This is a genomic window from Streptomyces liliifuscus, from assembly GCF_016598615.1.
Lineage (GTDB): Bacteria > Actinomycetota > Actinomycetes > Streptomycetales > Streptomycetaceae > Streptomyces > Streptomyces liliifuscus.
Window position 1 is genome coordinate 2,874,139 of record NZ_CP066831.1, and the last position, 25,641, is coordinate 2,899,779.

At 70.9% G+C, this 25,641-nt stretch carries 24 protein-coding genes; 12 read left to right on the top strand and 12 right to left on the bottom strand.

Going from position 1 to position 25,641, the window contains the following annotated elements; translation table 11 throughout:
* Window positions 1-22: 22 nt before the first annotated feature.
* From JEQ17_RS12155 to JEQ17_RS12180, 6 genes are all read right to left on the bottom strand, one after another.
* Entirely contained in the window at window positions 23-865 is an 843-nt protein-coding gene (locus JEQ17_RS12155; RefSeq protein WP_200395277.1) for an SDR family oxidoreductase, read from the bottom strand.
* A 58-nt stretch (window positions 866-923) separates the two neighbouring features.
* On the bottom strand, window positions 924-2,144 hold the full coding sequence (locus JEQ17_RS12160; RefSeq protein WP_200395278.1) for an NAD(P)/FAD-dependent oxidoreductase: 1,221 nt from the start codon (window positions 2,142-2,144) through the stop codon (window positions 924-926).
* On the bottom strand, window positions 2,141-2,338 hold the full coding sequence (locus JEQ17_RS12165; RefSeq protein ID WP_055617289.1) for a ferredoxin: 198 nt from the start codon (window positions 2,336-2,338) through the stop codon (window positions 2,141-2,143). The genes JEQ17_RS12160 and JEQ17_RS12165 overlap by 4 nt, the downstream gene beginning before the upstream one ends.
* Window positions 2,339-2,396: 58 nt before the next feature.
* The gene (locus JEQ17_RS12170) at window positions 2,397-3,641 is read right to left on the bottom strand and encodes a cytochrome P450 (protein ID WP_200395279.1); all 1,245 of its coding nucleotides are present in this window, start codon (window positions 3,639-3,641) and stop codon (window positions 2,397-2,399) included.
* A gap of 372 nt (window positions 3,642-4,013) precedes the next feature.
* On the bottom strand, window positions 4,014-4,715 hold the full coding sequence (locus JEQ17_RS12175) for a response regulator transcription factor (protein ID WP_234048711.1): 702 nt from the start codon (window positions 4,713-4,715) through the stop codon (window positions 4,014-4,016).
* Between the two features lie 168 nt (window positions 4,716-4,883).
* Window positions 4,884-5,426, bottom strand: a complete 543-nt coding sequence (locus JEQ17_RS12180) for a MarR family winged helix-turn-helix transcriptional regulator (protein ID WP_200395280.1) — start codon at window positions 5,424-5,426, stop codon at window positions 4,884-4,886.
* A gap of 117 nt (window positions 5,427-5,543) precedes the next feature.
* Here JEQ17_RS12180 and JEQ17_RS12185 point away from each other — a divergent pair, with 117 nt between their 5' ends.
* The 5 genes from JEQ17_RS12185 to JEQ17_RS12205 all read left to right on the top strand — a co-directional run bounded on the left by JEQ17_RS12185 (window position 5,544) and on the right by JEQ17_RS12205 (window position 11,667).
* Window positions 5,544-6,605: a zinc-dependent alcohol dehydrogenase gene (locus JEQ17_RS12185; protein WP_200395281.1), complete on the top strand. Its 1,062-nt coding sequence runs from the start codon at window positions 5,544-5,546 to the stop codon at window positions 6,603-6,605.
* A gap of 133 nt (window positions 6,606-6,738) precedes the next feature.
* The gene (locus tag JEQ17_RS12190; protein ID WP_200395282.1) at window positions 6,739-7,191 is read left to right on the top strand and encodes a MarR family winged helix-turn-helix transcriptional regulator; all 453 of its coding nucleotides are present in this window, start codon (window positions 6,739-6,741) and stop codon (window positions 7,189-7,191) included.
* A 209-nt stretch (window positions 7,192-7,400) separates the two neighbouring features.
* The gene (locus JEQ17_RS12195) at window positions 7,401-9,611 is read left to right on the top strand and encodes an MMPL family transporter (RefSeq protein ID WP_200395283.1); all 2,211 of its coding nucleotides are present in this window, start codon (window positions 7,401-7,403) and stop codon (window positions 9,609-9,611) included.
* 115 nt (window positions 9,612-9,726) lie between these two features.
* Window positions 9,727-10,908: a sensor histidine kinase gene (locus tag JEQ17_RS12200; RefSeq protein ID WP_200395284.1), complete on the top strand. Its 1,182-nt coding sequence runs from the start codon at window positions 9,727-9,729 to the stop codon at window positions 10,906-10,908.
* A 78-nt stretch (window positions 10,909-10,986) separates the two neighbouring features.
* Window positions 10,987-11,667, top strand: a complete 681-nt coding sequence (locus tag JEQ17_RS12205; protein ID WP_200395285.1) for a response regulator transcription factor — start codon at window positions 10,987-10,989, stop codon at window positions 11,665-11,667.
* A gap of 42 nt (window positions 11,668-11,709) precedes the next feature.
* Here the strand turns inward: JEQ17_RS12205 and JEQ17_RS12210 are convergent, their stop codons facing one another.
* The 4 genes from JEQ17_RS12210 to JEQ17_RS12225 form a co-directional block, all read right to left on the bottom strand.
* Complete coding sequence (locus tag JEQ17_RS12210) at window positions 11,710-12,429, bottom strand: DUF1775 domain-containing protein (RefSeq protein WP_200395286.1); 720 nt, start codon at window positions 12,427-12,429, stop codon at window positions 11,710-11,712.
* Window positions 12,393-13,145, bottom strand: a complete 753-nt coding sequence (locus JEQ17_RS12215) for a hypothetical protein (protein WP_200395287.1) — start codon at window positions 13,143-13,145, stop codon at window positions 12,393-12,395. Before JEQ17_RS12215 ends, JEQ17_RS12210 begins: the two co-directional genes overlap by 37 nt.
* A 152-nt stretch (window positions 13,146-13,297) precedes the next feature.
* Entirely contained in the window at window positions 13,298-13,777 is a 480-nt protein-coding gene (locus tag JEQ17_RS12220; protein WP_200395288.1) for a hypothetical protein, read from the bottom strand.
* Window positions 13,755-14,348 (bottom strand): ATP-binding protein, encoded by a 594-nt coding sequence (locus JEQ17_RS12225; RefSeq protein ID WP_234048166.1) that lies wholly within the window; start codon window positions 14,346-14,348, stop codon window positions 13,755-13,757. The genes JEQ17_RS12220 and JEQ17_RS12225 overlap by 23 nt, the downstream gene beginning before the upstream one ends.
* 376 nt (window positions 14,349-14,724) lie before the next feature.
* Between JEQ17_RS12225 and JEQ17_RS12230 the strand changes: the two genes are divergently transcribed.
* The 3 genes from JEQ17_RS12230 (at window position 14,725) to JEQ17_RS12240 (ending at window position 16,790) form a co-directional block, all read left to right on the top strand.
* Window positions 14,725-15,600, top strand: coding sequence for a helix-turn-helix domain-containing protein (locus tag JEQ17_RS12230; protein ID WP_200395290.1), 876 nt, complete (start codon window positions 14,725-14,727; stop codon window positions 15,598-15,600).
* Window positions 15,601-15,640: 40 nt separating this feature from the next.
* Window positions 15,641-15,853, top strand: a complete 213-nt coding sequence (locus tag JEQ17_RS12235; protein ID WP_200401453.1) for a DUF397 domain-containing protein — start codon at window positions 15,641-15,643, stop codon at window positions 15,851-15,853.
* Between the two features lie 121 nt (window positions 15,854-15,974).
* Window positions 15,975-16,790, top strand: a complete 816-nt coding sequence (locus JEQ17_RS12240; protein WP_200395291.1) for an SAM-dependent methyltransferase — start codon at window positions 15,975-15,977, stop codon at window positions 16,788-16,790.
* A gap of 82 nt (window positions 16,791-16,872) precedes the next feature.
* Here the strand turns inward: JEQ17_RS12240 and JEQ17_RS12245 are convergent, their stop codons facing one another.
* Entirely contained in the window at window positions 16,873-18,402 is a 1,530-nt protein-coding gene (locus tag JEQ17_RS12245) for a M81 family metallopeptidase (RefSeq protein ID WP_200395292.1), read from the bottom strand.
* 85 nt (window positions 18,403-18,487) lie between these two features.
* Window positions 18,488-19,693 (bottom strand): ROK family transcriptional regulator, encoded by a 1,206-nt coding sequence (locus JEQ17_RS12250; RefSeq protein WP_200395293.1) that lies wholly within the window; start codon window positions 19,691-19,693, stop codon window positions 18,488-18,490.
* Window positions 19,694-19,934: 241 nt separating this feature from the next.
* On the opposite strand from JEQ17_RS12250, the gene JEQ17_RS12255 reads away from it, so the two are divergent.
* The 4 genes from JEQ17_RS12255 to JEQ17_RS50005 are packed head-to-tail and all read left to right on the top strand — an operon-like array spanning window position 19,935 to window position 25,611.
* A complete protein-coding gene (locus tag JEQ17_RS12255; protein ID WP_200395294.1) occupies window positions 19,935-21,728 on the top strand; it encodes a peptide ABC transporter substrate-binding protein in 1,794 nt (597 codons plus the stop codon).
* Window positions 21,729-21,764: 36 nt separating this feature from the next.
* A complete protein-coding gene (locus JEQ17_RS12260; protein ID WP_200395295.1) occupies window positions 21,765-22,724 on the top strand; it encodes an ABC transporter permease in 960 nt (319 codons plus the stop codon).
* The gene (locus JEQ17_RS12265) at window positions 22,721-23,605 is read left to right on the top strand and encodes an ABC transporter permease (RefSeq protein WP_200395296.1); all 885 of its coding nucleotides are present in this window, start codon (window positions 22,721-22,723) and stop codon (window positions 23,603-23,605) included. The genes JEQ17_RS12260 and JEQ17_RS12265 overlap by 4 nt, the downstream gene beginning before the upstream one ends.
* Window positions 23,602-25,611: a dipeptide ABC transporter ATP-binding protein gene (locus JEQ17_RS50005; RefSeq protein ID WP_234048167.1), complete on the top strand. Its 2,010-nt coding sequence runs from the start codon at window positions 23,602-23,604 to the stop codon at window positions 25,609-25,611. Before JEQ17_RS12265 ends, JEQ17_RS50005 begins: the two co-directional genes overlap by 4 nt.
* Window positions 25,612-25,641 lie beyond the last annotated feature (30 nt).

Consider the following 25,641-nt stretch of genomic DNA (forward strand, 5'->3'; position numbering starts at 1 on the left):
GGTGCGGTCGCCGCCGGGGTCGCTACTGCGGGCGGAAGTGGAGGCGGAGCCAGGCGGCCTGGCCGCCGTCGACGAGAAGGTCGGTCCCGGTGATGTACGACGACTCGGGGCCGGCCAGGAACGCCACGGCGTCGGCGATCTCCCCGGGCGTCCCGACGCGGCCCGATCCGCTCGCGTCCAGCATCTGCATCATGTGGGCCCCGGACGGCGACGCGGCCTCCGCCCGGGACATCGCGGTGGCGATGACACCCGGGCTGACGCTGTTCACCCGCGCGCCCCGCAGGTTCCAGGCGAGCGCGGCCGCTTGCACCCGTAGGTGGTTGGCGCGCTTGGTCACGATGTACGCGGTCTGCGCGTCGTCACCGATGGCCGTGACGACGTCGAGGCCGAGGAGGTCCTCGGTGGCGGTCGTCGCGAGGGCGGCCTCCTCCTCGCGGCTCAATGACGCGACATGACCGGCCATGCTGGAGATCACCACCAGGGCCGTACCGCGGGTGGCGACCGTCTCGAACGCGTCGATGACATGGGCGGTGCCGAGCAGGTTGACGTCGACGATCGCCTTCGCCGACCCGGTCGCGGGCGAGACTCCCGCGGTGTGCACGACGGCGGCCACCCGCCCCTGCGCGGTCGCCGCCTCCGCGAGTTTGAGCACCGCCCCGCGGTCGGACACATCGGTCACCATGCCCCGCACCGCGTAGCCCTCGTCGGTGAGCACGGCGACGGCCCGGTCGAGCCCCTGGGCCGACGCGTCGGCGAGGAGCACGCTCCGCCCGTTGCCCAGCCGGCGCGCGACCGCGACGCCCATCCCTCCCGCTCCCGTGACCACGACCACGCCACGACGCTCCTCGTTCGGACGGTCGACCATGAACAACCTCCCTGATCGTCTGAACCACCCTTTCGCGGCGCCCTGTTGCGCGCGAGGGCTACAACGCGCCAGTGACCGGCACGGCGTCGTGCCACGTGGAGCGCACGGCGACGGCCTGCCGCCAGCCGCGGATCGCCTTCGGCGGCATACCGACCGCGAGAACCCCGGTCAGGTGGTCGCCCCTGCGGTAGGCGACCAGGAACCGGCGCTCGGCCAAATCCCCCTCCACCACGGCGACTTCGTCGTGCCCGCGCAGATAGCCGAATGCCTGGATCTTCATGCCGTACTGGTCCGACCAGAAGTACGGCACCGGCGCGAACGGCTTGCGCGCCTGCGGGTGCAGGAGGTTCCGTGCGGCGGCCATGCCCTGTTCGGCGGCGTTCGTACGGTGCTCGATACGCATCGGCGCCCCGAACAGCGGGTTGTGCCAGCGGGCGACGTCACCGGCCGCGTACACGCCTCCGGTGGCCGACCCGGGGGACTTCGTCGGGCCGGGGGACTCGCGGACCGCCTCGCAGTACTCGTCGCAGACCAGGCCGTCGCCAACGGTGAGGCCGCTGTCCGCCAGCCACTCGGTGTTGGGCAGCGAGCCGACGGCCACCAACACCTCGTCGCCCTCGACGAGTTCGCCGTCGGCCAGCCGCACTCCGCCCCCGGTCACCTCGCGGACGGTGACGCCGGTGCGCAGGTCCACCCCGTGTTCCAGGTGGGCGGCCGACAGCACCCGTCCGACCTCGTCGCCGACGGCGTGGCCGAGCGGCACGGGAGCCGGTTCCAGCAGGGTGACCTGGGCGCCCAGACCCCGGGCCACGGCGGCGGCCTCGGCGCCCAGGAACCCGGCGCCGACCACCACAAGGCGCCGCCCCTCCCCCAGCCGGTCCCGCAGTGCGAGAGCGTCGTCCAGGGTGCGCAGCACATGCGCGTGCCCGTCACCGGGCAGCCGTCGCGGACGCACCCCGGTGGCCACGATCAGTCCGTCGTACGCGACCCTCGTCCCGTCGGCGAGCAGCACCGCACGCCCGTCGAGATCGAGGCCGGTCGCCGCGGTGCCGAGTCTCAAGTCCAGCTCCAGGGCGCCCAGTTCACCGGCCGAGCGCAGCGTCAGCCGGTCGCGCTCCCACTCGGACGCCAGGATCTGCTTGGACAACGGCGGCCGGTCGTACGGCGGGTGCGGCTCGTCACCGACGAGCGTGAGCGTGCCGTCGTACCCCTCCCGGCGCAGTGTCTCGACGGCCGAGAGTCCGGCCGCCGAGGCACCCACGACGAGAATCCGCCTCACTGGTCGACCAGCCGGATCGCCGCCGCCGGGCAGATCGCCACGGCTTCGCGCACCCCGTCGAGGAGTTCGTCGGCGGGCTGTTCCTCCAGCAGGATCGCCACCCCGTCGTCGTCACGCTGGTCGAAGACCTCCGGGGAGGCCATCACGCACTGACCCGCCGCCACACACTTCGGTTCGTCCAGTTCCACACGCATGGTCTTCTTCCTTGCTCCTTCGGTACGTTCACCCACCGCGTTCACCGGTACGGGCCGGTCACCAGGTGACGGGCAGCGAGGCGACGCCGTACGTGGTGCCGTCGTGGTCGAAGTCGAGGTCCTCGACCCTGGCGGCAAGGCGCAGCGTGGGGACGCGTCGGTAGAGGGTGCCGTAGACGACCTGGAGTTCCAGGCGGGCGAGGGACTGGCCCAGGCACTGGTGGGGGCCGTAGCCGAACGCGTTGTGCTTGCGCGCGGGCCGGGTGACGTCCACCTGGTCGGCGCCGGGGAACGCCTCGGGGTCCCAATTGGCGGCGTGCAGATCCACGATCAGGCCGTCGCCCGCGCGGATGACCTGGCCACCGATCTCGATGTCCTCGGTGGCGACGCGGCGCAGACCGACCTGGACGATGCTCAGATAGCGCAGCAGCTCCTCCACCGCGCCGGCGACGACCTTGGGGTCCTCGGAGTCGCGTACCAGGGCGAGTTGCTCCGGGTTCTCCAGCAGGACCAGCGTGCCGAGGCTGATCATCGTCGCGGTGGTCTCGTGGCCCGCGATGAGCATCGCCACGCCCATGTGCACGGCCTCGCTCCGGCTCATCTCGCCGGCCTCGACCCGCCCCGCCATCTCGGACAGCACATCGTCACCGGGGTCGGTGAGCTTCTTGCCGAGCAGATCGTCGAGGTAGGAGGAGAGCGCGTTGCTCGCCGCCCGGGAGTCCTCGGGCGCGGCGGCACGGTCGAGCGCGAGACTGCTGTTCTCCTGGAAGAACTCGTGGTCCGCGTACGGCACTCCGAGCAGTTCGCTGATCACCAGCGAGGGCACGGGCAGCGCGAGCGCCGTCAGGAGGTCGGCCGGGTTCGGCCCGGCCAGCATGTCGTCGATCAGACCGTCGACGATCTTCTGGATCGGGGCCCGCATGGCCTCGATCCGCTTGACGAGGAACGGCCCGTTGACCATCCGGCGCAGCCGGGTGTGCTCGGGGGCGTCCGTGTTGACGATGAGCTCCGGGGTGTACTTGGCGATCTCCTGCCGGTACGCCGTCACGAACGGGAAGCTGCCGGGGCTCTTGTCGTTGGCGCTGACGCGGGGGTCGGTCAGCAGGGCCCTCTGCAGGGCGTGCCCGGTGATCATCCAGGGCGTACTGCCGTCCCAGATCCGGACCTTGCCGATCGGGTTCCGCTCGCGCAGCTCCTCCACGGCCGGCGGCGGGGCGAACGGGCAGCCGGCCGCCCTCGGCATCGGGAACTCGGGCATCGCCTCGGCTGCGTCGGACGCGGCTCCGGCCAGTGTCTCGGCCATCTGACTCCTCGGTGGGGGCTCCGCCGGGGCGGAGAACGGGGAAGGGTTGGAGACCTCTGGGACCACATGCAAGCGGAGCGGACTGACGGCTTCCGGTCAGTTGCCTGACATAAAGCTGACGTGACCCGGATCACATCTCCAACCCGTAGGAGGTCGGCCACCTGGGCACACTTTCGCGCCACCTCGCACCGCGACCGGGCTCCGCAGACACGACGAGGCGGCCGGTGCGAGAGACGCACGGCCGCCGGGGAAGAGGTCTACGGGGGTGTGGGGGTGCGGGAGTTGAGAGTGCGGGGAGGGCTGACGAGGGTGCGGGACTTGAGAGAGCGGGGAGGGCCGGGGGGGTGAGGCAGTTGAGAGCGGGGGCGACGCTCAGCGTCCGAGCCGGTAGCCGAAGCCCCGGCGCGTATGGATCAGCGGGGGCTGCTCCTGGTCCACCTTGTGGCGGAGGCGGGAGACGAGTTTCTCGATCGCGTTGCCGGCCCGGGTCTCGCCCCAGACGTGCCGGCAGATCTGCTCCTTCGACAGCACCCGATCCGCGTTGACGAGCAGATGACGCAGCAGCCGGTACTCCGCCGGGGTGAGGTCGAGGGCCCGTCGGCCGCGCCGGGCCTGACAGGTGGCGTCGTCGAGGACGAGGTCGCCGTAGCACGGTCCCTGGCGCACCGCACCGCGGCCGCGGAGTAACACATGGGCCCTGGTGAGGACTTCGGAGATCCGGAACGGCACGGTGACGTAGTCCGATTCACCCAGGCCGAGTTCGGGGACGAGGAGGCCCAGTTTCTCGTACTCGGCGAGGAAGAGCACCGGAGGCCGGTCGGCAGGGCGGAAGCGGCGCCCCTCACCCAGCTCCTCGACGTCCGGGACCGACACGTCCATGACCACGAGGTCGAAACGGTGCTCGGCGAGCCGTGCCAGCCCCTGGGCGCCGGTGCGTGCCGCGGTCACCCGGTAGTCCGCCAACTCCAGCGTGGTCGTGAGCAGTTCGGCGATCGCCGAGTCATGGACGATGACCAGGACGCACTGTCCGTTCCCCCGGGCGGGCGCCGACACATCCGCGCCACTCCCGCGCACCCCGCCGACACCGGCTCCGACACCGACGCCGTCCATTCCGTGCACCCGGCCCACCTCGTCCGTCCCGTCCATCGCATGCACCTCGTTCATGTGTAGGAGGCGGGCGGCGGCGACACCCTTGTGCGGGGCTCACGCGTCACGCCTTCGACCGGACCCGGCCGCCCCGGGTCAGGCCCGGCGCGGCGAGGCGTCCTCGCCCTCCAGCGTGCCCTCGGTGTGCAGGAAGTCGTCGACCATCCGGTGGAACAGCGTGGAGAGTTGCCGCAGTTCCTCCGGCGACCAGTGGGACAGCGCGAGCTCCATGCCCCGGCAACTCGCGATGCGGATACGGTCGATCGCGTCCTGGCCGGCGGGGGTGAGCTGGATGCGCTGGGCGCGGCGGTCGTCCGGATCCGGGACCCGGGTCACATAACCGCCCTTCTCCAGCTGCTGCACCTGCCGGGTGACGTGCGACGCCTCCACGGCCAGCCGTGCCGCCAGCTCGCCGGGGCGCAGGGGCTCCGAGTCGGCGATCTGCCGCAGCAGCGCCACCGCGGCCCGGTCCAGCGACACCCCGGCCAGGGCCATGAGGCGGTCGTGCTGCCTGACCCGGCCCGTCAGATAGACGATGCGGTTGAGGGCTCGCTCGATCTCGATCACCTCGTCGGAGACGGGGGCGGACGCGGCTCCGGACAGAGGGTCGGGGGTATGTGCGGGTGATGGCGTGGACATGGGGTCCACCCTAGCAGCTACTTGCCTAACTCAAGTAAATTCAGAAATAGATTGCTTTACTCAAGTAAGCCACATACGCTTGACTAACTCAAGTAATTCGAGGAAGAGAGCACCGCCATGGCCACCATGAAGTCCGTCCGCACCGGTCCCGTCGGCGAGATCGAGGTCGTCGACGTCGAGCGGCCCGTCCCCGGCCCCAAGGACGCCCTGCTCAGGATCCGCGCCTGCGGCATCTGCGGCACCGACACGTTCTTCCTGCACCTCGGCGGCACCCCCATGGGCCCGGGCGGTTCGATGGTGCCGCTCCCCCTGGGTCACGAACCCGCCGGTGAGATCGTGGAGACCGGCGCCGAGGTCACCGGCCTGAAGGTGGGCGACCGGGTCGTCGTCAACCCGCAGGGCGTGCCCTCCGGCATCATCGGCTGCGGTGGAGCGCACGGCGCCATGAGCGAGTACCTGCTCATCGAGAACGCCGAGCCAGGCACCAACCTCGGCGTCTTCCCCAACACCGTGCCCTTCGACGTCGCCGCCCTGAACGAGCCGATGGCCGTCGCCCGGCACTGCGTCAACCGTTCCGGGGCCGGGCCCACCGACAAGGTCGTCGTCTTCGGCGCCGGGCCCATCGGTCTGGGCGCCACCATCTGGCTCAAGCTCCGCGGAGTCCAGCACGTCGTGGTCGCCGACGTCCTCCCCGAACGGCTGGAGACCGCCCTGGCCGTCGGCGCCGACGCGGTCGTCAACTCCGCCACCGACGACCTCACCGCCGTCCTCACCGATCTGCACGGCCGGGCCGCCAACGCCCTGGGCCAGCCCCGACCGGGCACCGACATCTACATCGACGCGGCCGGCGCCCCCGCCGTCTTCCAGGCCACCGTCGACAACGCCCGATGGGGCGCCAAACTCGTCATGGTCGCCGTCCAGAAGAAGTCCGACGCCATCGACCTCGGCGGCATGCTCCGCAGCGAGCTCACCCTCATCGCCTCACAGGGCTACCCCACCGAGATCTTCGAGGTCACCCCGGAACTGGTCGAGCACCACGAGCGCTTCGCGAAGCTCATCAGCCACCGCGTGCCCTTCGCCGACGTGGAGCACGCCTTCGGGCTGGCCCTCACCCCCGGCGCCGCCGAGAAGATCGTCGTCACCTTCGACGGCCAGGACACCCTCGACGGCCGGGTCTGAGCGGCGGACCTGGGGGCATGCATCGTACACATTAGGTGCGTGGTGCATATTTGATGTCATGGCTCCTGCCCTGACCTCAGGCCCAGGCTCAGGTCTCGGGGCGGGAGTCGAGATCTGGGGAAGGACCGGCCGCATGGACAAGCCCACGCACTTGATCGAGTTCGAGGCGATGCTGCTCGGGCGGCATCTCTATCTGAACTCGCCCCGGGCCCGGACCGGCGGCAGGCTGGAGCGCAGCGCGTACATCCTGCTGAGCCGCATCCGTATGGAGGGCCCGATGTCCATCGGGCAGCTCAGCGACGCCTTCGGTCTCGACGCCTCCACGCTCAACCGGCAGACCGCCGCGATGCTGCGCGGCGGTCTCGTCGAGCGCATCCCGGATCCCGACGGGGGCATGGCCCGCAAGTTCCGCATCACCGACGAGGGCGAGCACCGCCTCGACACGCATCGCGCGGAGGCCATCCAGGGGCTGGAGAAGGTGATGGCCGACTGGGACCCCGAGGAGGTCGCCACCTTCGCCGGGTACCTCAAGCGGTTCAACACGGACATCGAGAACCTCGACGAGCGGCCCTGGCCCCGCCCCTGAGCGCCCGCGCCCCCCGACCGCGGGGACCCTCTCCCCGTACGCCCGAATGCTGACGGGCGTGTACCCCGTCGTGCCCTCGGAGGACATGCCGGGACCCGGCGTACTGCGTTCTCAGTACGGAAGAGTGTCGGCAGCCGCACGACGACGTGACCGCCACCGGCCGGGAGCCTTGTGAGGTACCCGAGACCAGATGTGGAGACCTCCGTCCCGTGGCTGCTTTTCTCTATCGACTGGGCCGTCTGACCTTCCGACGGCGTTGGCTCGTGACGTTCCTGTGGGTGGCGGTGCTGGCCGCGGTCGGCTTCGCCGCCGCCAAGGCGCCCGAGGCACCCGACGCCGGGTCGTCCATGCCCGGTATCGAGTCCCAGAAGGCGTTCGACCTGATGGACCAGCGCTTCCCCGGGGCCACGGCCGACGGGGCGAACGCGCGGGTCGTCTTCATCGCGGACGGCGGGCAGAGGATCACCTCCGCCGACAACCGGAGGACCGTCGACGCGTTCGTCGAGCGGGCCGGCGACGGTTCGCAGGTCGCCGGTGCCGTGAACCCCTTCCGGGCGAAGGCGGTCAGCAAGGACGCGACGACCGCGTACGCCACCGTCACCTACAAGGTGAAGGCCGACGACCTCACCGACGCGAGCAAGAACCACCTCGAAGAAGCGGTCGAACAGGCCCGTCACGCGGGGCTGACCGTCGAGGTGGGCGGTTCCGCGCTGGCCACCCAGCCTTCGGCGGGGGGTGCGGCGGAGATCATCGGTGTCTCGATCGCCGCCGTCGTCCTGATGATGACCTTCGGGTCGCTGGCCGCCGCCGGTCTTCCGCTGCTCACCGCCGTCCTGGGTGTCGGCGTCAGCATGGCGTCGATCATGGCACTGTCCGACGCGTTCGGGCTGTCCTCGTCGACCGGGACGCTGGCGACGATGCTCGGCCTCGCGGTGGGCATCGACTACGCGATGTTCGTCGTCTCCCGCTACCGCGAGGAGCGGGCCAACGGGCACGACCCCGAGGAGGCGGCGGGCCTGGCCGCCGGCACCGCCGGATCCGCCGTCGTCTTCGCCGGGCTCACCGTCGTCATCGCGCTGGCCGGGCTCTGGGTGGTCGGTGTCCCGATGCTGACCAAGATGGGTCTCGCCGCCGCGGGCGCGGTCGTCGTCGGTGTGCTGATCGCGCTGACGCTGGTCCCGGCCGTGCTCGGGTTCTGGCCCAACGCCGTTCTCTCGCGCAGGGCCCGCAGGAGCGGACGTATCAAGGAGGGCGGTGAGAACAACGGCGGCAGCCGCTGGGCGAGCTTCGTGCTGCGCCGCCCCGTCCCCGTCCTGATCGCCTCCGTCGTCGGACTCGGGGCCCTCGCGATACCCGTCATGGACCTCCAGCTCGGCACGTCCGGGGACGAGGCCAAGCCGACGTCCACCACCGAACGCCGTGCCTACGACGCGCTCGCCGACGGTTTCGGCCCCGGCTTCAACGGGCCGCTGACCATCGTCGTGGACGCCAAGGGCGCCCCGGACGCGAAGACCGCCGTGCACAAGATCGCCAAGGAGATCGGTGCCACGAGGGGAGTCGTGTCCGTCTCGCAGGCCCGGTTCAACCCGGCCGGGGACACCGCGGTCTTCTCCGCGGTCCCTGCCGACTCGCCCACCAGCGAGCGGACCCAGAACCTCGTCCACACCATCCGGGACGAGCGGCCCGCGACCGAGGCCTCGACCGGCGCGGAGTTCGAAGTCACCGGCACCACGGCGCTGAACATCGACGTCGCCCAGAAGATGCAGGACGCGCTGATCCCGTACCTGATCGTCGTGGTGGGACTGGCGGTCCTGCTCCTGCTGCTCGTGTTCCGGTCCGTCCTGGTGCCGGTCAAGGCGGCGCTCGGGTTCCTGCTGTCGGTGCTCGCGGCCCTCGGTTCCGTCGTCGCGGTCTTCCAGTGGGGCTGGGGCGCGGACCTGCTCGGTCTGGAGACGACCGGCCCGATCATGAGCATGATGCCGATCTTCCTGGTGGGCATCGTCTTCGGGCTCGCCATGGACTACCAGGTCTTCCTCGTCACCCGCATGCGGGAGGCGTACGTGCACGGCGACCGGCCCGGCCAGGCCGTGGTCACCGGCTTCCGGTACAGCGCCCGGGTCGTGGTCGCCGCCGCGCTGATCATGATGGCGGTGTTCTCCGGGTTCATCGGGGCCGGCGAATCCATGATCAAGATGATCGGCTTCGGGCTGGCCGTGGCGGTCCTGTTCGACGCGTTCGTCGTCCGTATGGCGTTCGTCCCGGCGGTTCTCGCCCTGCTGGGCAAGGCCGCCTGGTGGATGCCCCGCTGGCTGGACCGGCTGCTGCCCGACATCGACGTGGAGGGCGCGGCCCTTCACCGGAAGGCCGCCGTGCCGCTCACGGTGGTCGGCCCGCACGACCGGGAGTCGGCTCGCGTCTGACGGCATCCCGTACGTGCCGGAGGGCCGCCCGTGCTCGTCACGGGCGGCCCTCGTCGGCCGTTCGCCCGGGCCGTCACCCACGATGGCCCCAGCTCACTTCCCACCGGAGAGTCCGATGATCACCAGCTGGCAGCGGTACGCCAAGGACCACCCCCGCGTCGTCGACATGGTGGTGATCGTGCAGTTGTTCGCCGCCGTCGCCCTGGGAAGCGCGTTCACCACGGCCGGGAACTCCCGGACGAACGGGTCGTTCGGTCTCGGCGTGCTGCTGGGCGGCATCGCCTGCGTCGCCCTGCTGTGGCACCGGAGCCACCCCCGTACCGTCGTCGCGGTGACCGCGGTCTGCGGCAACACCGCCGGGGCGGCCGGCTGTCTGCTCACCCCGCTGCTGCTGGCACCGGTCATGGCCGCGCTGTACTGGCTGGCCGTCCACACCGACCGCAGGACCGCACGCGTCCACTGTCTCGCCGTCACCGCCCTGCTGGTGGCCACGGCGATGTTCTTCGACCCGTACGGTCATCCGCTGGCCCTCAAGACGATCGGTCCCGCCGCCTGGGTGGTGCTGCCGATCGCCTGGGGTACGGCCTCCCGGCTGCGGAGCGCCTATCTGGAGGCCGTGCAGGCCCGCGCCGAGCACGCGGAGCGCACCCGTGAGGAGGAGGCGCGTCACCGGGTCGCCGAGGAGCGCGTGCGCATCGCCCGCGAACTGCACGACGTGGTCGCCCACCACATGGCGCTGGCCAACGCCCTGGCCGGCACCGCCGCGCACCTCGCGGCCAGCCGCCCCGAGCAGACGGAGCGGATCCTCGCCGACCTGGTCGGCACCACCTCCACCGCGCTGCGCGAACTGAAGGCCACCGTCGGCCTGTTGCGCCGGCCCGACGACTCCGAGGCACCGCTGGAACCCGCCCCCGGACTCGGGCGGCTTACCGAGCTGGCCACCGCTTTCGCCTCCGCCGGGCTGACGGTCGACATCGTCACCGAGGGCGAACGGCGGCCGCTCTCACCGGGCGTGGATCTGACGGCGTTCCGGATCGTGCAGGAGGCGCTCACCAACGTGGCCAAGCACGCGGCCGCGCGGGCGGCGCGGGTGACACTGACGTACACGCACGACCGGCTGACCATCACGGTCACCGACGACGGATCCGGGGGCACTCCCGTGGTGCCCTCCCCGAGCGGCGGCTTCGGTCTCATCGGTATGCGGGAACGTGCCCACTCCGTGGGCGGCCGCGTCCGTACGGGACCCCGCCCCGAGGGCGGCTTCAGCGTCACCGGCGAACTGCCGATCCATCTCTGACCCCTGGCCCCGACCCCCGACCCCGGCCCCCGGCCCCCGGCCCCCGGCCACAACTACCCCGGAAGCGAACCGAATCAGATGACCATCCGTGTCCTGCTCGCCGACGACCAAGCGCTGCTGAGAGCGACCTTCCGGATTCTGATCGACTCCTGCGAGGACATGGAGGTGGTCGGCGAGGCGACGGACGGCAACGAGGCGGTCGAACTCGCCCACGCCCTCCGCCCCGACGTCGTCCTCATGGACATCCGGATGCCCGGCTCCGACGGTCTGGGCGCCACCACCGCGATCTGCGCCGACCCCGACCTCTCGGGCACACGGGTCCTCATCCTCACGACCTTCGAGACCGACGAGTACGTGGCCCGGGCCCTGCGCGCCGGCGCGAGCGGCTTCCTCGGCAAGGACGTCACGGCCGACGTGCTCCTCGACGGCATCCGGACGGTGTCCGCCGGCGAGTCCCTGCTCTCCCCGCTCGCCACACGCTCCCTCATCACCCGCTTCCTCGCCGCCCCCACACCCGCCGACCGGCTGGCGACGCCCGAGCATCTCGCCACGCTGACGGCCCGCGAACGGCAGGTCATGGCGCTGGCCGCCGAGGGCAAGTCCAACGACGAGATCGCCGAGAGCCTCTTCGTGAGCCCCCTGACCGTACGTACGCACGTGCATCGCGCGATGACGAAGCTGGGCGCCCGGGACCGGGCCCAACTGGTCGTCATCGCCTACCAGTCGGGGCTCGTACAGGCCCCGCCGCCCGCGTCCTGATCCGGCCCGTGGGACGTGCGCGTCCCACGGGCCGGGTGAGGGTCAGCTTCCGGCGGAGGCGCGGCGCTTCGTCAGCAACCACGCTCCGGCGCCGAGGACCAGCACCGCCGCGGCCACCCCGCCGACGACGAGGCTCATGGGCGTTCCGTCGTCGTCCTTCTTCGTGTCGGCCGCTGCCGCCGTGGCCCCGGATTCGGAGGGCGTCGCGGTGACCGACGGGGTCGGGCTGGGCGTGGGACTCGCGGTCGGGCTGGGACTGATCGGCTTCGCGCCCGGTGCCGCCGCCTTCAACTTCAGGAGCGGGGCGGGCTGTTCGGGCTCCTCCCCGCCCTTGGGCAGCTCGATCCAGCGCGAGACCTTTCCGTCGCTGTAGGTGTCGATGGTCTTGAACGCCACTTCCTCGACGTCCGGGAGCTGGCGGATCTTCACCTTGTACTCGGCGTCGACGCCGGTCTTGAGAGGGGTGCCGCCCACGACGTAACCGTCGTCTGTGGTCTTCAACTGCCAGCCCTTGGGGGCCTGTTCGAGCGTGACGTCGGACGGTGCGATCCCCTCGGGCAGCACGACGCGCACCTCGCGGAAGCCCGCGGTGGCGGACTCCGCCTCGCAGACGACGGTGAGGATGACGTTCTCGGCGAGGGCCTGCGCCTTGTCGGCCTCGACCTCCGTGTGCGCGGAGGCGGGACCGGCCAGTGCGAGGACGGCCGTGAGCGCGGCGGCGCCGGTCAGTGCGACACGACGCCCGTTGATGGACAGGGACACGGTGGAACTCCTTGGCTGTGGAACCGGGCGGGCCGAGGCCGGGCCCGGGTGAAGGGGACGACAGGGACGGGTGTCCGTCCCGGGGGTCCCCTGCGCACCAGCGCGTGTTCCAGGGGCCGGGTCCCTGTTCCTGCCGGGAGTTCGAAGGAACCGGCGAGCGGTAGGGGCAGCGGCCGGTGGGCGGTGGCGACGGCCGGCCCCGGCAGGAACCGGGCCATGACGGCCGCCGCGACCGCGCGCAGCGTACGGCCGGTGGCCAGTGCCGCCGTGACCGCCGTGTCGGCCCGCTGAAGCAGCCAGGCGACGACGAGGGCGGCGACGGCGTGCGCGGTCGTCATGGCCGCCTCGGAGGCGTGTTGCCAGGGATGTCCGCCGGCGTCCGTCGTCATCGCGTCGTGCCCGGCGTGGGCCATGTGTCCCGTACCGGCGCGGTGGCCGCCGGCCGTGGTGAGCGCGAGATGCATCGCGGCCTGTGCCGCCAGGGTGCAGCCGCCGACCGCGAGCAGTCCGGGGCGGCGGCGGGCGAAGGGCCGTACGACGGCGAACTGCGCGACGGCGAAGGCGGCCACGAGCCGCCACGGCACCTGCCCGCCCTCGACCGCGTGATGGCCGACCGCGGCGAGCACACTGCCGACGAGGGCGAACGTCACGGCCCTGACCCGGGCGCCCGCACGGCTCGGCCGGGCACTCCGGCCCCGGCCGTCGCGCTGCGTCACACGGTCACCTGGCACGGTCGCCCATCATCCTCCGCCGCGTTCACCTTGTCGCATACGTCTACGTCACAGGTGGTGCGGCCGTTCACCCGGGGTCGTACGAGGAGGAAGACACGGGCATCCGCGGCGGCGGAAGCGGGTTCGGCGGAGGTGGCTCAGTCCGCCGCGCCCAGGGACCACCGCGGGACGCTGCCCGCGAGGCGGCACGTGAGGAAGTACAGGGGTATCGGCGGGGTGTAGGGCGAGCCTCCCGCGGGGCTGTGGATCAGCCGGGGCCGGTCGGCCCAGGGGCCGCGGCGGGCCCGTGTCCAGGACGGGTCGGCCAGGTGCGCGCCGACGGTGTACGTCGTGGAGGGCGGCCAGGTGACACCGATGTGGGACCCGGAGGGGACGATCCACCACCACCGTTCCTCGCCGTCGAAGTCGTCTGCGAAGACACAGCCGACGCGGGGCAGGGAGTCCATGATGCGTTCGCCGTGCTCCCGGGACGTGGTCACGGCGTCGCAGCCGAGTCCGGCGCGCAGCTGGGCGGGGATGACCAGGCGGCCGGGGTTCCCGGACGGGAAGGTGGCGGAGGGGCGCAGCCGCGAGCCGTAGGTGCGAGGCCGCGGTTCAGGGGCGTGCTGCAGTTCCATGAGGCAGGTGTCCTTCGGCCGAGTGGGGGTTGGGCCGGGTGAGGTGCGTGGTGGGCGCGCGCCCGGTGGAGACGGGTTCGTGCGGGCCGGCTGCGCGCCCGGTGGAGACGGGATCTCTTGACTCCGACGACGTCGGCTGCGGCGGCACCGACCGCAGCGGCACCGGCGGGGAGGACGCCGGCGGTGACGGCACCGGCTGGGTCGGCAGGACGGCCCAGACGACCCGTCCGGAACCGTTCGCGCTGTCCTTGACGCCCCAGTCGGTGCTGACCATGCCGACGAGCATCAGTCCGCGGCCGCCCTGGTCGTCGGGGCCGGCACTGCGCTGTGCGGGGAGCGTCAGACCGCGGTTCTGGTCCTCGACCTCGATGTGGAGCCGCCCGCCCGCGGTGCGCAGTCTGCAGACGATCCACTCGCTCGCCGTGTGCGTCAGCGCGTTGGTGACCAGCTCGGAGGTCACCAGGACAGCGTTGTCGCAAGTTTCGGGGCTCGCGCCCCATTCGCTGAGCAGTTCGCGCACGTTCCTCCGGGCCACACCCACCGAGGCGGGTGTCGGGGAGAGTCCGAACACGCCCGCTCTGTGGGGGTGTTCGCTCGCGGGCAGTCGGCCCAATGGCTTGGGGAGGGAGGGCGGAGCCATCGCCGTTCGCCTTTCGTCTGCCTTCGCACCGGGGGTCGGGCCAGTGCCGGTACCGCTTGATCCGGTTCCGCCGCGAGGCGCTTACAACCCGTTGCGCACGGTGACGAAACACAGCCCGTTCTCCCCCAACTTGGCTGCGTCGTCTCGCCGTTCACCGGACCGGGACGGTACGCCCCACTGTGACACCTGCCAACAACAGCCCGCAACCGACAAGTTGAAAATTGCAATTCGAGCGGTGCATGCTTCCCCCGTCGAACGGATGATCGTGACAGACTGCGACCTCGAACCCGCTGTGAGGGGGTAAGGCGTGACCGCGGAAACCGACTGGGGCGGCGCGCCCTCCGTCCTGCGCATGATCCTCGGCAGGCAACTGGAGGAGCTGCGCACCCGTGCCGGACTGACCTTCGAGCAGGCCGGTGCGGCGATCGGGGTCAGCCACTCCACGATCCGCCGGATGGAAGCCGCCAAGGTGGCCCGGCTCAGGCTCCCGGACGCCGAGAAACTGCTCCAGGTCTACGGCGTGACGGACCAGCAGGAGATCGACACCTTCCTGAAATCGGTCCGCGAGGCCAACAAGCGCGGCTGGTGGCACACCTACCGTGACGTGCTGCCGGACTGGTTCGCGGCCTATCTGAGCCTGGAGCAGGCGGCGCTGCAGATCCGCGCGTACGAGGCCCAGTTCGTGCACGGTCTGCTGCAGACCGAGGAGTACGCCCGCGCCCTGCTGGGCGCCGGGAATCCGCACGCCGCGACCGAGGCCACGGAGCGCAGGGTCGCGCTCCGTATGCGGCGCCAGGAACTGCTGTCCCGTCCCTCGCCACCCCGCGTGTGGATCGTGATGGACGAGACCGTGCTGCGCTGGCCGGTCGGCGGACCCGAGGTGATGCGCGCCCAGATCGACCATCTGATCGCTGTCAACTCGCTACCCCAAGTGACATTGCAGATCATGCCGTTCAAGAACGGCCCGCATCCGGCGATGCGGGCCGGAGCTTTCCATCTCTTCCGGTTCCGGGCACGCGAACTCCCGGACATCGTCTACCTCAACGGTCTGGTGGGCGCTGTCTATCTGGACAAGGACGACGACGTCGTGGTCTATCGCGAGGCCCTGGACCGGCTGGGCGCGCAGGCAACGCCCGCCAGAAAGACCGAGGCTCTCCTCGGTGCGATTCGCAAGGAGCTCTGACGTGCACCACCACATACGCGACGGACACATACGCAACGGCATGCCGTCCCGGGACCTCGGCACACGCGGCTGGTTCAAGCCGTGGAGCGACGACGCGGGCGGCGCCTGCGTAGAGGCGAAGAAGCTCGGCGACGGCCGGGTCGCGCTGCGACAGTCGACCGATCCCGACGGCCCCGCGCTGGTTTTCACACCCCGCGAGATGACGAGTTTCCTGGCGGGCGTGAAGGCGGGTGTCGCCGACTTCCTGCTCTGAGGCACCCCCTTGTTCCGGCACACAGACTTCCCTGGTTTCCTGAACACTTCTGCTTTGATCAACACCCTTGATTTTCCTGAGCGTTGACTTCGAACCCGACGACCTGACAGGAGGGGCGGCTTTGCCCGAGAACGGATGGCCGGCCGACCGGATCGACACCGAGAACGCCCACTCGGCACGCATCTACGACTACATCCTCGGCGGTAAGGACTACTACCCGTCCGACAAGGAGGCGGGCGACGCCATGTCGCGGGAGTGGCCCGCCCTGCCGATCCACATGAAGGCCAACCGCGACTGGATGAACCGCGCGGTCGCCTGGCTGGCGAAGGAGGCGGGGATACGCCAGTTCCTGGACATCGGCACCGGCATCCCCACCTCGCCGAACCTCCACGAGATCGCCCAGTCGGTCGCCCCCGAGTCACGGGTCGTCTACGTCGACAACGACCCGATCGTCCTCACCCTCTCCCAGGGGCTGCTGGCCAGCACGCCCGAGGGCAAGACGGCGTACATCGAGGCCGACTTCCAGCACCCGGAGGCCGTGCTCGACTCCCCCGAGTTCCGCGAGACGCTCGACCTGGACAAGCCGGTCGCGCTGACGGTGATCGCGATCGTCCACTTCGTCCTGGACGAGGACGACGCGGTCGGCATCGTGCGCCGCCTGCTGGAGCCCCTCCCCTCCGGCAGCTACCTCGCGATGTCCATCGGCACCGCCGAGTTCGCGCCGGAGGACGTGGGGCGGGTGGCCCGCGAGTACGCGGCGCGGAACATGCCCATGCGGTTGCGGACGATCGACGAGGCCGACGAGTTCTTCGAGGGCCTCGAACTCGTCGAGCCCGGCATCGTCCAGGTGCACAAGTGGCATCCGGATGCCACGAGTGGTGAGGGGATTCGGGACGAGGACATCGCGATGTACGGAGCGGTGGCTCGTAAGCCGTAAGGCTCCGCCGGCCGCCAGTTCTTGATCCGCGGCCCGGTGGGGGCTGGTCGCGCAGTTCCCCGCGCCCCTGACGGGGCGCGGGTTACTCGTTCGGCGTGCCCAGAGGTTCGGTCGACGGGGGGATGACCCGTGCCGTCAGGTTCGGGGGGGGCATCTCCCCGTCGAACGGGTGCATCGGGCGGTGGATGCGGTGGTGGCCCAGGCGTTGGAGGTTCTGGTCGACTCCGCCCGGGGTGAGGGCCATCTTCCAGGCGGTGGCCATGGTGAAGAGTTCGGGTTCCAGGTAGCCGATCTTGACCAGGACGATGTCGGCCGTGCGAGGGGACAACTCCAGGTCGGTGAAGTCGTGTTCGTGGTGGTAGGGCTTGCGCAGGGCGGTGAGGATCACGTGCACGCCGCCGACGCGTAGCACCACCTCCACCCGGGCGTGCGGGTCTCCGTGGCGGATCGCGTGGACCGTGCCTGTCATCGTGAGCGGGCCCGCGTGGCGGTCGTCGACCTCCGCGCCCGCCGTGACGGTGACGGTCGCTCCGACGCCGGCACGGACCGCCGTCTCCACGGCGGCCGGGCCCGGGAGCGACGCGTAGATCACCGTCGGTCCCGACGGGTCCTTGAACTCCGGCCGGGACAGCACCCGTTCGAGCCCCCAGGTGACGTCGCCCGCGCCGCCCGCCGTCGGGTTGTCGCCGGTGTCGCTGATGAAGTAGGGCCGGTTCTCCTCGGTGGTGGCAAGCGCCTCGTCCAGGCAGTCGTCCAGCGTGCCCGTCGGGGCGACGAAGGCGAAGTCGTGGCGTGCTTCCCAGAAGCCGCGCGCCAGGCGTTCCGCGCCCGCCGTGACCGCTTCCCGCGAAGGCCCCGTGACGACGACCGCCGCCCGGTTGCGCGGCTCGTCCGCCCACGCGTAGCCGACCCAGATCGCCGCGTCCGTGACGCCCTCCATCGCCTCCACCTCGTCGACTGCCGCGTACACGCTCTTCGCAGGTTCGATGCGGGTGGAGGTCTGTTCGCCCGCCAGGAGGACGGGGACCGGGATCCAGGCCTTGACCGGACGGGGGGCGCCGGTGGTGAGGAGGTCCACCAGGTTGCGGGCCGCCCGTTCCCTCGTCTCCATGGCGTCCTCGTGCGGGGCCATGCGGTAGCAGGTGATCAGGTCGCTCAGGTGGGCGAGTTCGCGCGAGACGTTGCCGTGCAGGTCCATCGAGGTGGACACGATGACGTCCGGGCCGACCGTCTCCCGGACACGGGCGAGCAGAACCGCCTCGGTGTCGTCGATCCCCTCCACCGTCATCGCGCCGTGGATGTCGAACCAGAGGCCGTCGAGATCGCCCAACTCCCCGAGTCTCGCGATGAGTTCGTCGGAGAGTTCGGCGTACGCGGCCGCCGTCACCGTACCGCCGGGCAGGGCCTTGCCGACCAGCGCGCCGCGCCACTCGGCGGCGTCCCTCAACGGCGTGCCGGGCGCCAGGAACGGGTAGCGCGTCAGGACCTCCGCGCCGCGCTGCGGGTGGAAGGCGGGGGCCTCGGTCCTGGCCGGCGAGAACGTCGACGACTCGATGCCGAGCCCGGCGATCGCGATGACGGGACGGGCGACGGGGGTACGCGGTTGTGTCATGGCTCCTCGCACGGTGGTGGATGTCATCGGTGGCTCGCGCGGTGTGGTGGGTGTCGGTGACTCGCAGGGTGGTGGGGCTCGGTGGTCAGTGATGGGCGGGGGCTACGGCGCCGGTGACGGCCTGGAGGGCGTTCGCCAGGGCCCGTTGGAGTGCGAACTGGCCCGCGCCGACGAGGCCCGCGTCCGCGCCGAGGCTGGCCCGCTCGATCACCAGGTGCTTGGTCACCAGCGGATGGCATCCCTCGTACAACTGGCTTCGGACGGCGGCGACGAACGGTTCGAGCGTCGAGAGGAGACCGCCGAGGTACACGGCGTCGGGGTTGAAGAAGTTGACGTTCGCGGACAGGACCATGCCGAGGTAGCGGCCGGCCTGACGGACGGCGCGGGTGGCCTCCGGGTCGGCGTCGGAGGCGAGGCGTACGACGTCCTCGATGGACGCGACGTCCAGGCCCCGCTCGCGCAGGATCCGGACGAGCGCGGCCCCCGAGGCGACGGTCTCCAGGCACCCCGTGTTGCCGCAGGAGCAGGGGATGTCGTGGCCCGCCTCGACCCGTACGTGGGTGATCTCGCCGGCGGCACCGGTCGCGCCGCGGTACAGCTTCCCGTCGGCGATGACGCCCGCGCCGATCGCCGAGCCCATCTTCACCATGATCGACTGGCGGCGCTCGGCGGGCTGGACGCTGTGCTCGCCCACGGCCATGCAGTTGGCGTCGTTCTCGATCGCGGCCGGTACGCCGAACCGCTCCTCCAGCCAGTCCCGGACGGGGAAGCGGTTCCAGCCGGGCATGCGCGAGGGGAGCGTGACGACGCCCGGCACGACGTCGACCGGACCCGGGAGACAGAGGCCGACGCCACGCAGCAGTTCCCGGCCGCGCCGCCCCGCGAGGGCTTCCAGGGTCTCGGCGAGTGCGGGCAGCGCGGTCTCGGGCCCCTCGGCCGTCGCGAACGGCACGGTGGAGACCTCGGTGAACCCGCCGCCGGGCAGGACGACCCCGACGCGCGCGTGCCGTCCGCCGAGATCGGCCGCGACGGCGAACCCCTCGCTCCCGCCGAGGCGCAGCACCTTGCGCGGTCGCCCGCCGGTCGAGGACCGCGTGCCCTGCTCGGCGACCAGCCCGTGCGCCAGGAGCTGGCCGACCGTGAGCGAGATCGTCGAGGGTGCGGCACCGAGCAGACCGGCGAGTTCCGTGCGGGTCGATGCCTGCCCGGAGGCGAGGAGTTCGAGGACGCTCTCGGCCAGCGAGGAGACGCCCGTGGCGCCCCTCCGGTGCCCCGCACTTTTTTCAGACATGGACGAAGTAACTCCCAGGATTGGGGAAAGCCGGGGAAATCCGGAGGTCGAGGCGACGAGCGTATGCCCGTATGTCCCTCGCGCGACTTTTTCCAGAACAGCAGTAACAGACTTTTTACAGCGGGCCGCCTGTTTCTTCGAACCTTCCGGTCGTTGACTGGCTCCGCCGAGCGCCACCGTTCAACTCCGGCCCCGCGTCCGGCCCCGCGCACCCTGAGCCCCTGTTCACCTGAGGAGAGCCATGTCCCCTGCTCGCACGACGCTCGTCGCCTGTGCCGTCGTCTCGGCGGGCACACTGCTGCTCGCGGGCTGTTCCGGGACGAACGACACGTCGTCCGCGTCCCCCGACTCCATCGACTACGCGCTGCCCGCGAACTTCACCCCGAACTGGATCCTGCCGATCGGTACGGCCGCGCACCTCAACACCAACAACAGGTCCATCGCCGACAGTCTGTGGGAGCGGCTCGTCGCGTACGACGGTTCCACCGGCAAGATCGCCTGGAACAAGAAGGCGTCCATCGCCACGGCCGCCGACTTCGCGTCCGACGGCAAGAGCGTCAAGGTCACGCTGGGCGACCGCAGTTGGAGCGACGGCAAGCCGATCACCTCGCGGGACGTCGAGTTCTGGTTCAACCTCATCAAGGCGAACAAGGCGGAGTGGGCCGGCTACAACCCGGGCAAGGCGCCGGACAACTGGACCTCGTTCAAGACCGTCGACGACCGGCACTTCACGATCACCTTCGACAAGGCCTACAACTCCCAGTGGATGCTGGCCAACGAGTTCAGCGAGATCACTCCGCTGCCGCAGCACGTGTGGGACAAGACGGACGCCTCCGCGCAGGTGTCCGACGCCGACCGGACCGCGGCCGGCGCGAAAAAAGTCTGGACGTATCTGAACTCGGCCGCGAAGAACATCTCCCGCTACGACAAGGACTCGCTGTGGAAGACCCTCAGCGGCCCGTACGCGGTCAAGTCGTTCGCCACGTCCGGCAAGGTCGTACTCACCGCGAACAAGAAGTACGACGGCGGTGAGAAGGCGAACATCGCGACGGTGAACCTGCTGCCCTTCACGACGGCGGACGCCGAGAAGAACGCACTGCGCTCCGGAAGCGTCGACTACGGCTACATCGAGGCCACCGACCTCGACCAGAAGGACCGGTTCACCGCGCAGGGATACACGGTCGAGCCGTGGTCCGGCTGGGCGATCACCTACATGCCGTACAACTTCAACAACCCGGCCATGGGCGCGGTGTTCAAGCAGCTGTACGCGCGTCAGGCGGTCCAGCGGTCGATCGACCAGACGAGCCTGGCGAAGGTCATCTTCAACGGGACGGCCGTGCCCGGCTACGGCCCGGTCCCGCAGGCGCAGGCCTCCGACTTCGTCTCGCAGGTGCAGAAGGACAACCCGTACCCGTTCTCGACGTCCGCGGCCAAGTCGCTGCTGACCGGCCATGGTTGGGAGGAGAAGGGCGGGGTCATGGTCTGTACGGACCCGGGGACCGGTGCCTCGCAGTGCGGTGAAGGCGTCGCCGAGGGAACGAAGTTCGAGATGCAGGTGCTGTCGCAGTCCGGCTCGGCCGTGACCGACAACATGATGAGCTCGATCCAGTCCTCGCTGGAGAAGACCGGCATCAAGTTCTCCATCAAGACCGCGCCCGTCAACTCGGTGCTCTCGCAGACCCCGCAGTGCACCTCGGGCCAGCCGATCTGCAAGTGGCAGCTGTCCTTCTTCGGCACCGCGGGCAGCTGGTACTTCAACGCCTTCCCGACCGGCGACTCGCTGTTCCAGACCAAGGGCGGCTCGAACTTCGGCAACTACTCGAACCCCGACGTCGACAAGCTGATCACCGCGTCCACGACGTCGAGTTCGTCGCAGGCGGTCCAGGACTACAGCGCGGCCCTCGCGAAGGACCTGCCGGTCATCTGGCTGCCGGCGCCCGACTACCAGATCTCCGTCGTCAAGAACGGGCTCGGCGGCTTCTCGCAGGACTCGCTCGCCAACTTCCACCCCGCGCAGTGGAAGTGGACCAAGTGACGAGCGGGACCGGCTGAGGGGCCCGGGACCCAACTCATGGATACCTTCGCTTACTTGACCCGCCGGGTCCTGCAGGCCCTCGTGGTGATCCTCATCGTCACGGTCGTGGTCTTCTGCCTGCTGCACGCGCTGCCCGGGGGTCCCGCACACGGGATCCTCGGCCCGCAGGCGACGGCCCAGCAGATCGCCGCCTTCAACCACGAGCAGGGCCTGGACCGTTCGCTGCCCGTCCAGTACCTCTACTACCTGCGCACGCTGGTCCACGGCGACCTCGGCACCTCGTACACGCTCAACGAGGGGGTCCTCCAGCTCATCGAGCAGCGACTGCCCAAGACGCTCGTCCTGACCGTGCTGTCCGCGCTCGTCGGGCTGCTGCTGGCGATCCCGCTCGGCATGTGGCAGGCCGTGCGGCGCAACAGGCCGGTGGACTACGTCGTCACCACGCTGAGCTTCGTGGCGTACGCGACTCCCGTGTACTTCCTGGGACTTGTGCTGGTGCTCGTGTTCACGCAGTGGCTGAACTGGTTCCCCTCGCAGGCACCCCAGGGCGAGACGCTCGCGGACGTGTTCGCACAGCCCAACGCCCTGGTGCTGCCGGTGGTCGCGGGGGCCGCGTCGATGGTCGCCGTGTTCAGCCGGTACATGCGGGCGGCGACGCTGGAGAACCTCCAGGAGGACTACGTACGGACCGCGCGGGCCGGCGGTTCGCGGCCGCGCGCGATCCTCTGGCGGCATGTCTTCCGCAACTCCCTCACGCCCGTGATCGCGATGCTCGGCTACTACGTGCCCGTGCTCTTCGGCGGTGCGCTCGTCGTCGAGCAGCTCTTCAACTACCCGGGGATGGGGCTGCTGTTCTGGAGCGCCGCGCAGTCCTCCGACTATCCGGTGCTGCTCGGCTGTGTGCTCGTCATCTCCGTCGCGACCGTCGTCGGCACCCTGCTCGCCGATGTCGTCCAGCGGATCATCGACCCTCGTGTGAAGGCGGGCCGGACATGAGTGCCGTACTCCAGACCAAGGCGCCCACGCTGGAGTTGGCGACCGGATACCGCCTCTCCGTGCGGCGGTTCGCGCGCAACAGGCTTGCGGTGGCAGGGCTGTTGGTGGTCGTCCTCTTCCTGCTGTTCTGTTTCGTGGGCCCGTTGGTGTACTCGACCGACCAGACCCACACCCACCTCACCCAGGTGAACCTCGCGCCGAGCGGCGCGCACTGGCTCGGCACCGACGCGGTCGGGCACGACGAGCTGGGGCGGCTGATGTTCGGCGGGAAGGTGTCGCTGCTCGTCGGGCTCGCGGCCGGTCTCCTCGCGACGGTCATCGGGACGCTGTGGGGCGCGGTCGCCGGGTACGCGGGCGGCTGGGTCGACGCGGTCATGATGCGGGTCGTGGACGCCGGGATCGCCATCCCGGCGCTCTTCATCCTGCTCGTCGTCTCGGCGATCACGACCCCGGACTCGCTCGGGCTGATCCTCATCCTGGGATTCGTGTCCTGGCTCGTCCCGTCCCGGCTCGTACGGGCGGAGACGCTCACCCTGAAGAGCCGCGACTACGTGCTGACGCTCCGCGCGATCGGCGGGACGCACGGGCGGGCGATCTTCCGGCACATCCTGCCGAACTCGGTCTCGACGATCGTGGTCGCGGCGACGTTCCAGGTCGCCGACGCGATCCTGCTCGTCGCGTACGTCTCGTATCTCGGACTCGGTGTCCAGCCGCCGTCCACCGACTGGGGCGGAATGCTGTCGGCCGGGCTGACGGCCGCGTACTCCGGGCGCTGGTGGCTGATCGTGCCGCCGGGCCTCGCGATCATCCTCGTCGTGTGCGCGTTCAACGCGGTCGGGGACGGGCTGCGGGACGCGTTCGACGTGAAGGGGCGGGCATGAAGGGCATGAGGACAGGCGGCATCCTGGAGGTCGAGGACCTCGGGGTGACCTTCTCCACGGAGACGGGTGACGTGCCCGCCGTACGCGGGGTGTCGCTGCACGTACGGCCCGGGGAGACGCTGGCGCTGGTCGGCGAGTCCGGGTCCGGGAAGTCGACGGTCGCGCTCGCCGCGATGGGGCTGCTGCCGGGGAACGCGCGGGCGTCGGGCCGGGCCTCGGTCGACGGCACCGACGTCGTCGGCGCCGCCGAGACCGACCTCGTGGGTTTGCGGGGGCGCACGGTCTCGATGGTGTTCCAGGAGCCCGCGACCGCCCTCGATCCGCTGACCCGGATCGGGGCACAGATCGCGGAGGTCGTACGCAACCACCGGCCGGTCTCCGCCCGCGAAGCCGCCGGAGAGGCGGTCGGGCTGCTGCGCCGGGTCGGAATCCCGGACCCGGAGAAGCGGGCGTCCGCGTACCCCTTCCAACTCTCCGGCGGACAGCGGCAACGCGTGGTCATCGCCATGGCGATCGCGAACTCCCCGAGCCTCCTCATCGCCGACGAGCCGACCACCGCGCTCGACGTCACGGTCCAGGCCGAGATCCTCGACCTGCTCCGAGGCCTCGCGACCGACTCCGACACCGGCGTCCTCCTCGTCACCCACAACATGGGCGTCGTCGCGGACTTCGCGGACCGAGTCGCGGTCATGCTGGACGGGGAGATCGTGGAAACGGGCCCGGTGGAGGAGGTGCTACTGCACCCGACACACGAGTACACACAGCGCCTGCTGGCGGCGGTACCGCGGTTGACTGTGGCGGGGGTGGACCGCGCGACCGTTTCCGGGCCGCCGGGCGGCGGGACGGCGGGCAGCGGGACGGCAAGCAGCGGGACGGCGGGCAGCGCTGTGCTCGGCGGCGAGGCCGAGGCGCCGCTCGCCGATGCCCGGGGCGACGGCTCGGTCGGCGACGGCGCGGCAGGCGCCAAAGCGGTCAGCGGCGGCGCGGTGTCCCGGTCCGCGCACGCTCAGCCCGTGGCTGCTCAGCCCGCAGTCCACCGACCCTCAGTCCCCCAGCTCACAGTCCGTCCACCCGCAGCCTCCCGGGCTGCAGTCACCCAGTCCGTGGCGCCCGCGTCCGCCCACCGCGCCCCAGAAACCGACGCCGGCCCCCACAGCCCCGCCGGAACCCCCGTCGTCGAACTCCGTGACGTCTCCGTCCGGTTCGGGCGGGGACGGCAGGCCGTGCAGGCGCTCCACGGCGTCTCGCTCAGCGTGCGGTCCGGGGAAACCCTGGGGCTCGTCGGGGAGTCGGGGTCCGGGAAGTCGACGGCGGCCCGGGTCGCGCTCGGGCTGGTGGCGCCCTCCGCCGGCTCGGTGTCACTGTTCGGTGCCGACCTCCGGCGGGCCAGGGGACGCGCGCGCCGGGCCCTGCTCTCCGGTGTCGGCGTGGTGTTGCAGGACCCGGTGGCCTCGCTGGACGCGCGGATGAGCGTGGCTGAGTGCGTAGCCGAACCGTTGCGGGTGCACCGCCGAGGCATGCCGGCGGCCGAGCGCCGGGAGCGGGTCGCGGAGGTCCTCGAACGCGTGCGGCTGCCCAGGGAGTTGGCGGGCCGCGGGCCGCGCGAGCTGTCCGGCGGGCAACGGCAGCGGGTGAGTCTCGCCCGGGCACTGGTGCTCGACCCCCGCCTGCTGGTCGCCGACGAACCGACGAGCGCGCTCGACGTCAGCGTGCAGCAGACCGTCCTCGACGTGATCGCCGAGCTCCAGGACGAGCTCGGTTTCGCCTGTCTCTTCGTCTCCCACGACCTCGCGGTCGTCCAGCAGTTCGCGCGGCGCGTCGTCGTCATGCGGGCGGGCCGGGTCGAGGAGGAGGGCGCCACCGCGACCACCCTCACCCACCCGGAGACGGACTACACCCGCCGGCTCATCGCCGCCGTGCCCGTACCCGACCCGGTGCTCCAACGTGTGCGCCGTACCGAACGACAGGCCGCGCTCGCCGCCGCCGGAACGGAGGGCGGGGCGTGACCGCACCCCAGCCGCGTCCGCCCGCACCCG